Source organism: Acetobacter conturbans (assembly GCF_011516755.1).
In the GTDB taxonomy this organism is placed as follows: domain Bacteria; phylum Pseudomonadota; class Alphaproteobacteria; order Acetobacterales; family Acetobacteraceae; genus Acetobacter; species Acetobacter conturbans.
Genome location: NZ_WOSY01000022.1, coordinates 1 through 14,040 on the forward strand (window position 1 = coordinate 1; position 14,040 = coordinate 14,040).

Annotated in this window: 16 protein-coding genes; 14 read left to right on the forward strand and 2 right to left on the reverse strand. The window is 61.1% G+C overall.

The features are described from left to right. The 11 genes from GOB81_RS15035 to GOB81_RS15085 form a co-directional block, all read left to right on the forward strand. Positions 1-214 (forward strand): ribbon-helix-helix protein (locus tag GOB81_RS15035; protein WP_173571174.1); only part of this gene is annotated, 214 nt, incomplete at its 5' end. Next, the gene (locus GOB81_RS15040) at positions 211-675 is read left to right on the forward strand and encodes a DUF2840 domain-containing protein (RefSeq protein ID WP_048858930.1); all 465 of its coding nucleotides are present in this window, start codon (positions 211-213) and stop codon (positions 673-675) included. The genes GOB81_RS15035 and GOB81_RS15040, both read left to right, overlap by 4 nt. Next, complete coding sequence (locus tag GOB81_RS15045; RefSeq protein WP_003618770.1) at positions 672-1,214, forward strand: S26 family signal peptidase; 543 nt, start codon at positions 672-674, stop codon at positions 1,212-1,214. The genes GOB81_RS15040 and GOB81_RS15045 overlap by 4 nt, the downstream gene beginning before the upstream one ends. Before the next feature lies 1 nt (position 1,215). Further along, positions 1,216-1,554, forward strand: coding sequence for a DUF736 domain-containing protein (locus GOB81_RS15050; protein ID WP_003618772.1), 339 nt, complete (start codon positions 1,216-1,218; stop codon positions 1,552-1,554). Continuing rightward, positions 1,541-2,242 carry a lytic transglycosylase domain-containing protein gene (locus GOB81_RS15055; protein ID WP_003618774.1) on the forward strand — a complete coding sequence of 234 codons (702 nt, stop codon included), beginning with the start codon at positions 1,541-1,543 and terminating at the stop codon, positions 2,240-2,242. Before GOB81_RS15050 ends, GOB81_RS15055 begins: the two co-directional genes overlap by 14 nt. A gap of 246 nt (positions 2,243-2,488) precedes the next feature. After that, positions 2,489-4,243: a relaxase/mobilization nuclease domain-containing protein gene (locus GOB81_RS15060; protein WP_146892851.1), complete on the forward strand. Its 1,755-nt coding sequence runs from the start codon at positions 2,489-2,491 to the stop codon at positions 4,241-4,243. Between the two features lie 89 nt (positions 4,244-4,332). Then, positions 4,333-4,605: a ribbon-helix-helix domain-containing protein gene (locus tag GOB81_RS15065; protein ID WP_173571175.1), complete on the forward strand. Its 273-nt coding sequence runs from the start codon at positions 4,333-4,335 to the stop codon at positions 4,603-4,605. Then, positions 4,602-4,895, forward strand: a complete 294-nt coding sequence (locus GOB81_RS15070) for a type II toxin-antitoxin system RelE/ParE family toxin (protein WP_146892847.1) — start codon at positions 4,602-4,604, stop codon at positions 4,893-4,895. Before GOB81_RS15065 ends, GOB81_RS15070 begins: the two co-directional genes overlap by 4 nt. A gap of 163 nt (positions 4,896-5,058) precedes the next feature. Then, complete coding sequence (locus tag GOB81_RS15075; protein ID WP_146892845.1) at positions 5,059-5,259, forward strand: hypothetical protein; 201 nt, start codon at positions 5,059-5,061, stop codon at positions 5,257-5,259. A gap of 47 nt (positions 5,260-5,306) precedes the next feature. Beyond that, complete coding sequence (locus tag GOB81_RS15080; protein WP_146892843.1) at positions 5,307-7,289, forward strand: conjugal transfer protein TraG; 1,983 nt, start codon at positions 5,307-5,309, stop codon at positions 7,287-7,289. Between the two features lie 5 nt (positions 7,290-7,294). After that, on the forward strand, positions 7,295-7,747 hold the full coding sequence (locus GOB81_RS15085) for a CopG family transcriptional regulator (protein ID WP_173571179.1): 453 nt from the start codon (positions 7,295-7,297) through the stop codon (positions 7,745-7,747). Between the two features lie 159 nt (positions 7,748-7,906). Here GOB81_RS15085 and GOB81_RS15090 read toward each other — a convergent pair whose 3' ends face one another. After that, positions 7,907-8,773: a LysR family transcriptional regulator gene (locus GOB81_RS15090; protein WP_061507939.1), complete on the reverse strand. Its 867-nt coding sequence runs from the start codon at positions 8,771-8,773 to the stop codon at positions 7,907-7,909. 137 nt (positions 8,774-8,910) lie between these two features. Here GOB81_RS15090 and GOB81_RS15095 point away from each other — a divergent pair, with 137 nt between their 5' ends. From GOB81_RS15095 to GOB81_RS15105, 3 genes are all read left to right on the forward strand, one after another. Further along, positions 8,911-10,554 (forward strand): GMC family oxidoreductase, encoded by a 1,644-nt coding sequence (locus tag GOB81_RS15095; RefSeq protein ID WP_061507938.1) that lies wholly within the window; start codon positions 8,911-8,913, stop codon positions 10,552-10,554. 16 nt (positions 10,555-10,570) lie between these two features. Then, positions 10,571-10,978: a tautomerase family protein gene (locus GOB81_RS15100; protein ID WP_061507937.1), complete on the forward strand. Its 408-nt coding sequence runs from the start codon at positions 10,571-10,573 to the stop codon at positions 10,976-10,978. A gap of 277 nt (positions 10,979-11,255) precedes the next feature. Beyond that, positions 11,256-12,626, forward strand: coding sequence for an NAD-dependent succinate-semialdehyde dehydrogenase (locus GOB81_RS15105; protein WP_173571176.1), 1,371 nt, complete (start codon positions 11,256-11,258; stop codon positions 12,624-12,626). A gap of 633 nt (positions 12,627-13,259) precedes the next feature. Here the strand turns inward: GOB81_RS15105 and GOB81_RS17525 are convergent. Further along, positions 13,260-13,487 (reverse strand): hypothetical protein, encoded by a 228-nt coding sequence (locus tag GOB81_RS17525; RefSeq protein WP_198912044.1) that lies wholly within the window; start codon positions 13,485-13,487, stop codon positions 13,260-13,262. Positions 13,488-14,040 lie beyond the last annotated feature (553 nt).

Genomic DNA, 14,040 nt, shown 5'->3' on the forward strand with positions numbered 1-14,040 from the left:
CGCGGCGCGTCCCGCCGATCCCGAACGCTGGGTCAGGGCGCCGGACAAGCCTTCGACCATCAACCGCTTTACCGCCCGGCTGACCATCGACGTCACGCCGGCGCTGCGCGCGCGGCTCAAGGTCGCGGCGTTCCAGCGCGGCATCACGGTCGCCGACATGCTGCGCGCGCTGCTGGCCCGCGAGTTCCCCGATACTGCTGGAGATGTGCCATGACCGACACCCTCGCTCATGTCGAACTGACCTGGATCGAGAAGCGCATCGAGCACTGGATCCGCTTCGGCTCTGTCGCCCATGAGCAGATTCTCGATCGTCGTCGGCGGATACTGAGCTTTCCGCCGGACACCGTATTCGCCTTCCTGCGCTGGGCAGCGAACGATTACGGCACGGTGGTGTCCTGCATCGACATCGTGCGCGTCACCCGTCCCGGCGAGCCGTATCAGACGGTGCCGTTCGTGCGCCCCGGCGGGGAGAGCCTGTTGCGCCAGAGCGGTTGGCCGAAGGTCCGTCTGGTGCTCGAAGCTGTCGATCGTATCGAAGCTATCGGCATCGACCCCGTCGACGTGGCGCCCGAGCATTGGCGGCATCTGCACAATCGGATGCTCTCCGGGCAGGCGGCACGCTCCTACACGCGCGACCGCCATCAGGCCTGGCTGCGCCGGAGGGCGGTGTCATGACGCGCCTTGGTTGGTTCTTCACCACGTATTTCGCAATACTCGGTGTTGGCACGTCAGTGGCGATTCATCCGGCGCCCCGGCTGATCTGGAATGCCACCGCCAGTACACCGGTCGGATTGTATCGCCTGCAATCGGTAAGCACCCTGCATGTCGACGACCTGATCGCGATCCGACCACCGGCCGACATTGCCACGATGCTGGCGCACGGCGGCTATCTGCCCCTCGGTGTGCCGCTGCTCAAGCCGGTTGCCGCACTGCCGGGGCAATTGGTCTGCCGGATCGGTACTGCTGTTTCGGTCGACGGCAAGGCGCTTGGCGAGGCACTCGCCTACGATCATCGCGGTCGTCCGCTGCCGATCTGGCAAGGCTGTCGGCACGTCCTGCCCGGCCAGATTTTCGTCATGAACGCAGCAGTCCCGACCAGTCTTGACGGTCGCTATTTCGGCATCCTGCCGGTCGCTGCGGTGCTCGGCCGCGCGCAGCCGCTGTGGCTCGTGCCGTCACCGATGTCTCCCACCCCCAAGCAGAAACGAGGCTGACATGGCCCAGATCGGAACTTTTACACGCACGGCTGACGGCTTCGCCGGTCGGCTGCGCACGCTCGCCCTCGACGTCGAACTAACGATCGTGCCGGCGACATCGTCGGACGCCGAGCATGCGCCCGATTATCGCGTCCATCTCGGTGACGCCGATGCCGGACCAGAGGTCGGCGCGGCCTGGAAACGCACCGGCGAGAAGGCGGGCACCTATCTCTCGCTGGTTCTCGACGACCCCATGCTGGCGCAGCCGATCCGCGCCAATCTGTTCCAGTCCGATCGTCAGGGGCGTGCCTTCCATCTGGTCTGGAGCCGCCCGGTGAAGCGTGATGACCGGCGGTAAGGCGGCGCTCCGTCTGCTCGGTGTCGTGCTTCCGGCCGTCGTTTCATTGACGGTGCCGACGCATAATGCGGTTGCCGATCCCTACGCCGACATGATCGCGGAAGCCGCCACGCGCGCGCAGATTCCGGCCTCATGGATTGCTGCCGTGCTGCACGCGGAGAGCAGGGGCGATGCGCATGCCGTGTCGTCGGCGGGTGCGATGGGGCTCATGCAGGTGATGCCCGGAACATGGGCCAGCCTGCGTACGTCGCTCGGCCTCGGCGACGATCCGTTCGACCCGCGTGACAACATTCTGGCTGGTGCGACCTATCTGCGCTGGATGCGGGATCGCTATGGCGAAGCCGGATTTCTGGCTGCTTATAATGCCGGTCCCGCGCGCTATGACGAGCATCTCGCAACCGGCCGACCACTGCCTGCCGAGACGCGGGATTACGTTGCATCGGTCAGCGCGCGGCTGGCTCTTCCGCCTGCCGATGACATCGTGATCGGTGCTTCGGAGACACCGTCCTGGCAGAGATCTTCACTCTTTCCGGCGTCATTCCTGCGCACAGGAAATGCCCCTCGGCATGGCGAGAGCGCGCATGATCCGGTGCATGCCGATGACGCTCGCCCGACAGACTGGACGGCACTCGCACCGCAGTCGGTCGGGCTGTTCATCGCCTCAGGGCATGGGGAAGCACGTCGATGACCCCCGTTCCGGTCCATCGGGCGTTGGCGGGCCATGGGTGCCTTTGGGAGGGGGCGCTGGGGGGAGGCTGGCAACGGAGGGAAGGACGGCAAGGTAAAAGCAGCGCCCGTTCGGGGCTGCATGTGGTTGGTTTGATTGGGGAATTTGTCCTCTCACCACGCACCGCCTGCGGCGGCCCGTGCCATTTTCCTAATCTTTTCAACGATCCGGGCGCCGTCAGGCGTAAATCGATGCGGAGAGCCGGCCATGGCGACGCGCGATGACAGTCTGACTGTCCGGCCCGGACGCATCCAGCATGGCAATCAGGGCGCACGACCGAAATCCTTCGTCGGTGAGGTCATGCGGGCCGCGAAGAAGGCCGGTCATACCGGCACCCGGTTCGGTGCGAAGGGCAGGGGAGGCGGCGGTGGTTCCCGTTTCGGACGCGGCCGACGCGCGGCGCTGTCCATGCGGCTGCGCAGCAATGCCCGTCGGGTCGTGGTCAAGGCGCGCGTTGTTCGTCAGCAGGGCACGCGCTTTCGTTCCGCACCGCTCTCCCGGCACATCGCCTACCTCAGGCGCGAGGGCGTCACCCGTGACGGTGCCAGGGCCCATCTGTTCGATGCCGGGTCCGACGAAGCGGACAGCAAGGCCTTCGCGGAACGTTGTGAAGACGACCGGCACCATTTCCGCTTCATCGTCTCGCCCGAGGACGCAGCGCGGATGGAGGATCTGCGGGGCTTCGCGCGCGAACTGATGCAGGACATGGAGCGCGACCTGGGCACAAAGCTGGACTGGGTCGGGGTGGATCACTGGAACACGGACAATCCGCATGTCCATATCCTGGTGCGTGGGGCGGCCGATGACGGCAAGGATCTGGTGATCAGTCGTGCCTATATCAGCCAGGGCGTGCGCGACCGCGCCGCCGAACGGGTGACGCTGGAACTGGGTCCGCGCAGCGAGCTGGAAATCCGCACCGCCCTGGAGAGCGAGATTGCCGCCGACCGCTGGACCAGCCTCGATCGCGCGTTGCAGGATCTCAGCGACGAGGGCGGAGGTATCGTCGATCTGCGGCCGGGAGCGGGTGCCGAAGACCCGGAACTGCGGCGCCTGCTGGTCGGCCGGGCGACCAAGCTGGAGGGGCTTGGCCTCGCCGAACGGGTCGGGGTGGCACGCTGGACCCTCAAGCCGGGGCTGGAGGCGACCCTGCGCGATCTTTCCATCCGGGGCGACATCATCAAAACCATGCACCGCGCTATGTCCGGCCGCGGGGCGGAACCCGATGTCGCGGGTTTCGCGATCCATGGCGAGACGCTGGCCGATCCCGTTCTTGGTCGGCTGGTCGAGCGCGGACTGGATGATGAACTCAAGGGCTCCGGTTACGTGGTGATCGCCGGCACCGATGGGCGGACGCATCATGTCCGCTTCCCTGATCTGGACCTGACCGGCGATGCCAGGATCGGCGCGATTGTCGAGACCCGGAGTTGGGAAGACACGAAGGGCATGCAGCGTCTGTCGTTGGCGACGCGTTCGGACTTCACGCTGGCCGAGCAGGTGACGGCACCCGGTGCAACCTGGCTCGATCGCCAGTTACTCGCCAAAGAGCCGGCACTAGCCAATGGGGGCTTCGGCGCGGAGGTCCGCGCGGCGATGGCGCAACGAATTGATCATCTCGCCTCCGAGGGGCTGGTCCGGCGGCAGGGCGAGCGTGTGGTGTTTGCACCCGACCTGATCGGTACCCTGCGCCAGCGCGATCTCGATCAGGCGGTCGCCAGATTGGCAGCGCAGACCGGGTTGGAACACCGGCCCGCGAAGGAAGGCGAGATCGTCTCGGGTGTCTATCGCCAGCGGGTGGCCCTGTCCTCGGGGCGGTTCGCCATGGTCGATGACGGGCTGGGCTTCCAGCTCGTGCCGTGGCGTCCGGCGCTGGAGCAGAAGCTCGGGCGGCAGATCTCCGGCACTATGTCGCCGGGCGGCGGTGTCGACTGGAATTTCGGGCGTAAGCGCGGGCTCGGGATTTGATGTCGGCTGGCTCGCCTGCGGGTTTTCGGCTGACAAAGCGGGTGCTTCATAAGTATGATAAAATATGCTCGCTTGGGAGGAGCCGCCTTATGTCCACAATCGAACGTATGACCATCACCGTGCCGTCCGAGATGGCGGCGACTCTGCGCCAGTCCGTCGATGGCGGCGAATATGCCTCGACCAGCGAGGTGGTGCGGGAGGCATTGCGCGAATGGATGCGCCGGCGCGATACCGACCGCCGCGATCTCGACACCTTGCGCGAGGCGATCAGGATGGGCGACGAGAGCGGGTCGAGCATCCCGGCCGAGACCGTCTTCGCCGAATTGCGTGACGTGATCGCTCGCCGTCGCGCGCAGGGATGAAACGGCTCGGCTTCGCTCCGGCAGCGCGTGCCGACCTTCTGGAGATTGCGCTCTATATCGCCGAAGACAATCCCGATCGGGCCATGAGTTTCGTTGCCGAGCTAGAAGCGAAGGCCGCCGTTGCGGCTGAGCATCCGGGGAGCTTTCCGGCGCGCGATGAGATCAGTCCCGGATTGAGGGTCATTGTTCACGGCCGCTACCTGCTGTTCTACCGTGAACTGGCCGACGAGGTACGCATCGTCCGTGTGCTTCATGGCGCACGGGATCTGCCGCAGGTGTTCGACTCATAAAATCAGGGGTTTCCCATAGGATCGCGCGCAGCCGTCGCCAGTGACAATGAACTTCGCCGCCATCACGACGATCAGAACGTGGAGGCGATCATCAGGCGGAGGCATTTTTACCGTACCGGGTTCTTCTCCACATGCGACGACAAGGCGATCGGAGTTTCTCAGCATGACAGGGCGAAATAAGGTGCCATCGACCTGTTATCCGGCCACTCGCCAAGATGAGCGCACGCTTGTCGAGTTGCTGGAACAGGGCGAGCGAAGCGGCGTCAGCAGGCGCACGATTCTCGATATTCTTGCCGCCGTGCAGGCGGACAGGCAGGCCGTCCGTTTATTGTCCGCGCCTATCCGGCGGCCCGAGACGTCATAATTAGATCTTGAACGCTGGCGAAGCGAGCCGTTTGGTCGGTTCCTGTCATGAACCAGACCAAGATCCTCTGGGGCTCGGTGTGTGCGGTAAGCACCGTGATCCTCGCCTTCTCCTGGGCCGCGACGCAGTGGACTGCATGGCGGCTCGGCTTCCAGACGCAGCTTGGTGCTCCGTGGTTCACGCTGCTCGGCTGGCCGGTCTATTATCCGCCGGAGTTCTTCTGGTGGTGGTTCGCCTACGACGCATACGCTCCGGACATCTTCACCATCGGCGGTTACATTGCGGGCTCAGGTGGGATTGTTGCTGTGATCGTCGCGATCACGATGTCCGTGTGGCGTGCCCGCGAGAAGAAACGCGCCACCACTTATGGTTCAGCGCATTGGGCCGACCCGCGCGAGATCCGGCGCGCCGGATTGCTCGCGCCCGATGGCGTGGTGCTAGGCCGTTCGGCTGATACCTATCTCCGCCATGACGGGCCGGAGCATGTGCTGTGCTTTGCGCCCACCCGCTCGGGCAAGGGGGTGGGACTGGTGGTGCCGACGCTGCTGACCTGGCCGGGCTCCGTCATCGTCCATGACATCAAGGGCGAGAACTGGACGCTGACCGCCGGCTGGCGCTCCCGCTTTGGTCGGGTGCTGCTGTTCGATCCGACCAACCCTGCCAGCGCCGCCTACAATCCGCTGCTGGAGGTCCGGCGCGGCGAGCGGGAAGTCCGCGACGTGCAGAACATCGCCGACGTGCTGGTCGATCCCGAGGGCGCCCTTGAGAAGCGGAACCACTGGGAAAAGACCAGCCACGCCCTGCTGGTCGGCACCATTCTGCATGTCCTCTATGCCGAGGAAGACAAGACCCTGGCCGGGGTGGCCAATTTCCTCTCCGACCCGAAACGGGCGATCGAGACCACACTGCGCGCCATGATGACCACGCCCCATCTCGGGGCGAAGGGCGTGCATCCGGTAGTCGCCAGTTCGGCGAGAGAACTGCTCAACAAGAGCGACAATGAGCGCTCGGGCGTGCTGTCCACCGCCATGTCGTTCCTTGGCCTCTATCGCGATCCGGTCGTGGCGCATGTGACGCGCCGCTGCGACTGGCGGATCCGCGACCTTGTCGCCGGCACCCATCCGGCAACGTTGTATCTGGTGGTGCCGCCCTCGGATATCAGCCGCACCAAGCCGCTGGTGCGGCTGGTGCTGAATCAGATCGGCCGCCGGTTGACCGAGGAACTGGAGGCGAAGCGGCGCCATCGCCTGCTATTGATGCTCGACGAGTTTCCGGCGCTGGGGCGGCTGGATTTCTTCGAGAGCGCGCTGGCCTTCATGGCGGGCTACGGCATCAAGAGCTTCCTGATCGGCCAGAGCCTGAACCAGATCGAGAAAGCCTATGGCCAGAATAATTCGATCCTCGACAACTGCCATGTCCGGGTCAGCTTCGCGACCAACGATGAACGAACCGCCAAACGGGTTTCGGACGCGCTCGGCACCGCGACCGAGATCCGCGACGCAAAAAACTATGCCGGGCATCGTCTGTCGCCGTGGCTCGGGCATCTGATGGTGACGCGCCATGAGACGGCACGGCCCTTGCTCACGCCCGGCGAGATCATGCAGCTTCCCCCTGACGAGGAACTGGTGCTGGTGTCTGGTTGCCCGCCGATCCGGGGACGCAAGGCGCGCTATTTCGAGGATGCCGAACTGGCCGCGCGCATTCTCCCGCCACCCCGATTCGAGCCGCCGCCGTCTCCAGAGGGAACGCCGCCCCTCGGACCGCAGCCGTCGGGCGACTGGGCCGACGTGGTGCAGCCGGCGACACAGGATAACGGAGACGACGACCCGGCCAATGCGGGCATCCGTCGTGAGCCGGAACTGCCGGAACAGGAAGAGGTGGTGCAGGCGCCGAGGAAGCCGGTCCATGAATTCGACCCACCCGAGGATGAGCCCGAAGATGACGCGACGCGGGGGCAAATCCTGCGACACGCGGAGCGGGCTCTCGCGCGGCAGGTGTCGCTCGATCCCGGCGACAGGATGGGGCTATGACCAGGATGCGGATCAAACACACGATCCGGCTACCCGCCGATCTCAGTGTCAGGCTAGCCGATTACGCCGCCCGGAAGAAGGTATCGCAGGCGCTGATCGTGGAGACGGCGCTGGCGTCCTTCCTGTCACCAGACGGGCCCGAACGGCTGGAAGCGGCGCTCGCCCGGCGGCTCGACCGGATGACGCGGCAGTTGGAGCGCATGGAGCGACGGGTGACGATCGCCAACGAGTCTCTGGCCGTGTTCGTCCGGTTCTGGCTGACCAGTACGCCGCCGTTGCCGGATGCGGCCCTTGCCGCAGCGCAGAGCAAGGGGCGGGAGCGGTATGACGGGTTCATTGAGGCAGTCGGGCGCAGGCTCGCCAGAGGGAAGACGCTGGACGACGAGGTGAGGCTGGACGTGGGGCTAGGTGAGCAGGGGCAGGATGCCCCTGACCCGAAAGACAATCTTGTAACGTGATGTCTGGGTTGGGGGGTGAACCGAAGGTCAGGTTTCCGGCATCCAGACGATGTTTCCTGCCGTTCATTCAACCGCGTATGATGGCGCGCTCTATGCAGGCAGTACGCAGCAAAGGAAGTGCATCTTCAGCACTGCAAGATTGCTACGGGCCCACACTGATCATTGCATCAGCCTAAGCCATTCTTTGGCAGCGCCCGAAAGATAGCCACCGCGCCGCCAGGCAAGTGTCATATGCCAGAGCATGTTCGGATCATCGAGTGCGATGGCCCGAATGCCGTCGTGCTGGCGGGTCTCCACCATCATGCGTGGCAGAAACCCAACTCCCAGTCCCGCCGCGATCAGGTCAAAAAGAAATTCAACCTGTGTTGAACGGGCAGTGACCATGGGCGTAAAGCCATTGCGACGGCAGGCCGCAAGCACGATCTGGTTCAGTGAAAATCCTGTTTCGAACAGCAAAAAGGGAGAATCAGCGAATGCGGCAATCGGGACTGATCTACGCGCCGTCAGCGGATTGCCCGCCGCGACCACCGCGACCACCGGTTCCACGCAGACATTTTGCCATGAGAATTCATCGGGAAAGGGAAGAAGTAGGCCAGCAAGATCAATCTCGCCCGTACGCAGCAGATCCATCAGATCTTGGCAGCCACGTTCAATCAACTGGATCCTTATGCCAGGATAACGGTCGCGAAACGCCACGAAAGTCGGTGCGAACAGCGTGTCGCTGCCGATCGGTGGCAGGCCAAGCCGCAATTCACCGTGCTTCAGTCCGCGCAATTCCCGCAGTTCCACCAGAAGGTCGTCGCGTTCAGCCAGGATCGTTTGGGCCCGGCGCAGGACCACATCGCCAGCATCAGTCAGCGTGATACCCGGGGCCACCCGGTCGATCAGGACAAGGTCCAGTTCATCTTCCAGACGCTTCACCGCTTTGCTTACGGTTGACTGGGTGGACAGCACCGCCTTGGCCGCCTGCGAGAAACCGCCTTCACGCACCACCGCGATAAACAGTCGTAATGTATTGATATCCATATTCTATTCCATATCGGACTTACATTCATTCATCCAATTCGTTTTTTTCACGTCCTCGTCATTTCCCGCGCCGCATGTGGGGGAATAATCCTCTCTCCACCGGCCGCAGAGCCGGACAAGGGGGAGGAGTTCGTCACATGGCGACTGGAACCGAGGACTTTGGTGACTTTGACTATATTGTAATCGGCGCGGGCAGTGCGGGTTGTGTACTTGCAAACCGTCTCAGTGCCGATCCACGTAACAGGGTGCTGGTGCTGGAAGCCGGCGGCAACGACAACTGGATATGGATCCATATCCCGGTCGGGTACCTATTCGCGATGGGTAACCCGCGTGCCGACTGGATGTTCCGGACCGATCCGGAATCCCATCTGGGCAACCGTGTGCTGAATTACCCGCGTGGACGGTTGCTGGGCGGGTGTTCGTCGATCAACGGCATGATCTACATGCGCGGGCAGGCTGCCGATTATGATGGCTGGCGGCAGATGGGTAATACAGGATGGGGATGGGATGATGTCCTACCCTATTTCCTTAAGGCAGAAGATAATTTCGCGGGTGCCAGCGCCTTTCATGGAGTGGGTGGGCCGTTGCATGTCGACCGGCAGCGGTTGCGCTGGAAACTGCTTGATGCCTTCCGCGACGCCGCCGCACAGGCTGGCATCCCGAAGATCGACGACTTCAACCGGGGTGACAACGAAGGGTCATCCTATTTTCAGGTAACGCAGAAAAACGGGTTTCGCTGGAGTGCGGCGCGCGGCTACCTGCATCCGGTCATGAAACGGCCCAACCTGCGCGTGCAGACCGGCGCGCTGGTTCATCGCATTCTGTTCCGCGATGGTCGCGCAATCGGGGTGCGCTTTGAAGTCAACGGCATGGTTCGGACTGTCCATGCCCGTGCTGAGGTGATCCTGTCGGCAGGCGCTATCGGGACGCCTGCAATCCTTCAACGTTCGGGCGTTGGCCCGGGAGAACGACTTCAGGGATTGGGCATCGAGGTCGTACGGGATCTGCCCGGCGTGGGTGAGAACCTTCAGGACCACCTCCAAATCCGCAGCGCTTACAGGGTCAGCGGTGTCGAAACGCTCAATACCGAAGCCGGGTCACTGTTGGGCAAGGCGAAGATCGGCCTGCAATACCTGCTGACCCGGTCCGGCCCCATGTCGATGGCGCCGAGCCAGTTGGGCATCTTTGCCCGGTCCAGTGCGCGTTACGCGACGGCCAACCTAGAATATCATGTCCAGCCACTCAGCCTTGCGGCATTTGGTGGCAACCTTGACCCTTTTCCCGCCTTCACTGCGGCGGTGGCCAATGTCCGGCCCGAAAGCCGGGGCAGCGTTCACCTGAAATCCGCTGACCCGGCCGTGCCGCCTGCTATCCACCCGAACTACCTCTCGACAGACGAAGATCGTCGTGTGGCCATTGACTCGGTACGCCTGACACGACGGATCGTGGTGCAGTCAGCCCTGGCGCGCTACCGGCCAGAGGAGTTTCGCCCCGGTCCGTCTCTGGAGAGCGACGCTGACCTGGAAAAGGCGATCGGGGAAATCTCAACGACCATCTTTCATCCCGCGGGAACTGCCGCCATGGGACAGGGATCGCAGGCCGTGGTTGACCACGAACTGCGTGTACACGGCATGTCGGGGCTGCGTATCGCGGACGCCTCGATCATGCCGCGCATTACCTCGGGCAATACCAATGCCCCGAGTATCATGATCGGTGAAAAGGCGTCGGCAATGATCCTCAATGCCGCCAGATTACCATCAACACCGGCGCTTGTCGCCTGAAACAGGGATTAATTATATGCCTCTTATTCGTTTTGATATGCTCGAAGGCCGTTCCGAAAAGGAACTGACCACCATACTGGATGCGGCCCACCAGGCGATGCTGGACGCTTTCGGCGTGCCGCCGCGTGACCGGTACCAGATCATATATGAACACAAGAAAAGCCGTGTGCGCATTGAGGATACCGGGCTAGGTATTCCGCGCACCGACGATGTAATGATCATCTCGGTCACCACGCGCCCTCGCACAGTCGATGAAAAAACTGCCTTCTACCGCCTGTTGACCGAGGCCCTGACCGAAAAGTGTGGCATCGCGTCCAGCGACGTGATGGTCAACTATGTTGAAAACACGGATGCCGACTGGTCTTTTGGTAACGGGGAAGCCCAGTTCCTGACTGGCAAGCTCGGGACGCCTAAAGTCTCGTGATTTGAAGACGGACAAGGCCGAGATCCTGACTCGGTCTTGTCTTTTAAGTATATCACAATCCTCGTACCATATAGACAATATCTTGCGCGGTTGTCGTAACGAATGCACTGCGATGAAATCATTATCGTCAGTGACCAAAAATAGACGTCTTTTATTCTATCTGACCGGCCGTTGTGCAAATCCTAAGGGGTATTAGGCATTAGGTGCGAGTATGGCGGCAGCGCGCATGGCTACACCGACTACCTTTTCCATAATCAATAAACAGGGAAACGGACCAATGAGTTTTTACCAGACCCTCAACCCGACCACGGAAACCGTGGAACGCACGTTCGAACTTCACACCGCCGCGCAGATGAAGGCGATTGTCGATCGCGCGGACCATGTGTGGAAGACCGACTGGAAAAAGCGCGATATAGCCGCCCGCAAGGTCATCATGTCAAAGGCCGCCGACCTGCTTCGCCGTGACCGCATGACACATGCACGCCTGATCGCGACCGAAATGGGTAAGGCGCTGCCTGACGCGCTGGAAGAAATCGACATCACGGTCGACATCCTCTCCTACTATGCCGAAGGCGCGGAGAAATTTCTCGCTCCCACGCCCCTGAAGGTCAGGGAAGGCCATGCAAAGATCATCAACCAGGCGCTTGGCGTAATCTACTGCATCGAGCCCTGGAACTTCCCCTATTACCAGCTTGCCCGCGTGGCGGGGCCGAACCTTATGGCGGGCAACGTGGTTATCGCGAAGCACGCGCCCAACGTGCCGCAATGTGCACTGGCTTTTGAAAAACTGTTTCACGATGCAGGCGCGCCAGAGGGCGTCTATACCAACATTTTCCTCGACAACGATCAGTCCGCCCAACTGATCAAGGATTTCCGCATCCGTGGCGTCGCCCTGACGGGCAGCGAACGCGCGGGCCAGACAGTCGCGGCCGAAGCGGGTGCGGCGCTGAAGAAGGACACGATGGAACTGGGCGGCAGCGATGCCTTCATCGTGCTGGATGACGCGGACCTTGAACTGGCAATCAAATGGGCGACATGGGGCCGGTTCGCCAATAACGGGCAGGTCTGCACGGCGGCCAAGCGGATGATCGTGCATGAGAAGGTCTACGACGCCTTCCTCGCGGGTCTGAAAACCGCGATCACGCAGTTCCGCATTGGCGATCCGCTGGCTGAGGGTACCACCCATGGCCCGATGAGCAGCAGGAAGGCACTCGACACCGCACTGGCGCAGACTGACGAAGCGGTCAAGGCAGGCGCAACGTTGGTGGCCGGTGGCAAGCGGATGGAGTGCCGCGGCTTCTTCATGGAACCGACCATCCTGACCAATGTGTCAAAGGACAATCCGGTCTTCTATCAGGAGATTTTCGGTCCCGTTGCCGTCGTGCACAAGGTTGCATCGGAACATGAGGCCATCGAACTGGCCAATGATTCTCCTTACGGCCTCGGCGGGTCCGTGTTCTCCCGTGATCTTACACGTGCCGAAAAAGTGGCTGAACAGGTCGAGACCGGCATGATGTTCATCAACACAGCTACGGCCGCTGCACCGGAACTGCCCTTTGGCGGGATCAAGAACTCAGGCTTTGGCCGCGAACTGTCCTTTCTCGGCATTGAGGAGTTCATCAATCGCAAGCTGATCCGCGTCGCCTGACAGGCATGATGCCGTTTCCTGTCCCGGATAAACTCCTGTCCGGGGCAGAGGTATGCTACTCATCAAGTGAAATACCGTCAGCGGATCAAGTAATACTTGGAAATGGTATATGGCTACTTTGTGAATATTTCGATTAATTATCGAATGGTCGGGATAAAAGAGACAACCGCCTGTCTGTTTCGGATTTACTAGGTATGACAAGCAGTCAGGGGAAAACGGTAAAGTCCGTTGTTGAGCGACTGGACGGAAAAGTGGGCATTACGGGTGAAAGTGAGCTTCAACGACCTTAACTCATCGCAGCTCCTTCCTCAATCATTACCGATAGAACAAATGACCCCTGACGGACTTCCTCCGACAAGAGTGTTTCGAGGAACGTCTCGCGTTACGACCGAACCTGCGGCCACAACCGAATTTTTGCCAACCGTTACTTCCCAATAATTGTTGCACCGACGGCAATCTAAACGTTTCTCTCAATTACGATGGGTTTTGAGACAACAAAAGCACGTTGCTGGGACGGTTCAATAGGATGGCTCGACGTGATGAGACTTACGTTTGGCCCGATCATCACCAATATCAATTCCTTTGTGATCATACATGGTGCATGTTCTGATTTATGAACACGTTGCATCCAAGTTAAATACGCTCACCGCCACTGGTGTAGAACGGGGGTATTAGCAAAAAACTGTCGTCCTCCTTCTTGCCGATAAGATCGCTGAACATAGTCCGAATTTTGTCCGCATCGTCGAATGTCAAACGGTTGAGAACCGGGGTAATGACCATGACTAACTTGACGCTCGCTACCGTAGCCGCTGATTCTGGTGTTCTTCTGGGAATGAACTTGTCACGATCATCTTTCGACATTCGTTATTTTCCTCGCGTTTCGGCTGAGCATGTTTTCCAACGTGTACCCTCCGAAGGGATTGCGCCCACGCACGACCCATCCGTCGACTGCTTCCTTCCACTTGCGTGAAAATTCCACACCATCAAACCCCGGGACTAGACACGCTTATGTGTTTCAGCCGTTCATGAGGTGAGATACAGCGCTTAACATCTGGTAGCCTGACCACGTTTTCTAGCAGGCTGATTTCGCCTCTCTTCACCGTTTGGAACAGTTGACGGCGGCCCGGTTCCGGGACCGCGAACATAAGAAAGAGAGAGTGATATGTCTGCGCAAACCGTCATTGGAATAGATGTGTCCCGAGACTGGCTTGATGGCTTCTGTCTACCCGGAAAACAGAGATTCCGTTGTCAGAATTCACCCGATGGCCATGCCAGATTACTGGAAATCCTTCAAGGTATGCCTGATGATCTCAAGGTTGGATTTGAAGCCACAGGAGGACAGGAATGGGCACTCTGGCGTCTTCTCGTAAGTAGGGGAATCAATGCGGTCCAGTTGCCCCTGGACGTGTCCCGG

Excerpts from the sequence above, each read along its gene's own strand:
- GOB81_RS15070 (WP_146892847.1), top strand. The coding sequence starts at position 4,602 with ATGAAACGGCTCGGCTTCGCTCCGGCAGCGCGTGCCGACCTTCTGGAG.
- GOB81_RS15080 (WP_146892843.1), top strand. The coding sequence starts at position 5,307 with ATGAACCAGACCAAGATCCTCTGGGGCTCGGTGTGTGCGGTAAGCACC.
- GOB81_RS17525 (WP_198912044.1), bottom strand. The coding sequence starts at position 13,487 with ATGTCGAAAGATGATCGTGACAAGTTCATTCCCAGAAGAACACCAGAA.
- GOB81_RS15105 (WP_173571176.1), top strand. The coding sequence starts at position 11,256 with ATGAGTTTTTACCAGACCCTCAACCCGACCACGGAAACCGTGGAACGC.
- GOB81_RS15055 (WP_003618774.1), top strand. The coding sequence starts at position 1,541 with ATGACCGGCGGTAAGGCGGCGCTCCGTCTGCTCGGTGTCGTGCTTCCG.
- GOB81_RS15100 (WP_061507937.1), top strand. The coding sequence starts at position 10,571 with ATGCCTCTTATTCGTTTTGATATGCTCGAAGGCCGTTCCGAAAAGGAA.
- GOB81_RS15085 (WP_173571179.1), top strand. The coding sequence starts at position 7,295 with ATGCGGATCAAACACACGATCCGGCTACCCGCCGATCTCAGTGTCAGG.
- GOB81_RS15040 (WP_048858930.1), top strand. The coding sequence starts at position 211 with ATGACCGACACCCTCGCTCATGTCGAACTGACCTGGATCGAGAAGCGC.
- GOB81_RS15075 (WP_146892845.1), top strand. The coding sequence starts at position 5,059 with ATGACAGGGCGAAATAAGGTGCCATCGACCTGTTATCCGGCCACTCGC.
- GOB81_RS15090 (WP_061507939.1), bottom strand. The coding sequence starts at position 8,773 with ATGGATATCAATACATTACGACTGTTTATCGCGGTGGTGCGTGAAGGC.
- GOB81_RS15095 (WP_061507938.1), top strand. The coding sequence starts at position 8,911 with ATGGCGACTGGAACCGAGGACTTTGGTGACTTTGACTATATTGTAATC.
- GOB81_RS15050 (WP_003618772.1), top strand. The coding sequence starts at position 1,216 with ATGGCCCAGATCGGAACTTTTACACGCACGGCTGACGGCTTCGCCGGT.
- GOB81_RS15065 (WP_173571175.1), top strand. The coding sequence starts at position 4,333 with ATGTCCACAATCGAACGTATGACCATCACCGTGCCGTCCGAGATGGCG.
- GOB81_RS15045 (WP_003618770.1), top strand. The coding sequence starts at position 672 with ATGACGCGCCTTGGTTGGTTCTTCACCACGTATTTCGCAATACTCGGT.
- GOB81_RS15060 (WP_146892851.1), top strand. The coding sequence starts at position 2,489 with ATGGCGACGCGCGATGACAGTCTGACTGTCCGGCCCGGACGCATCCAG.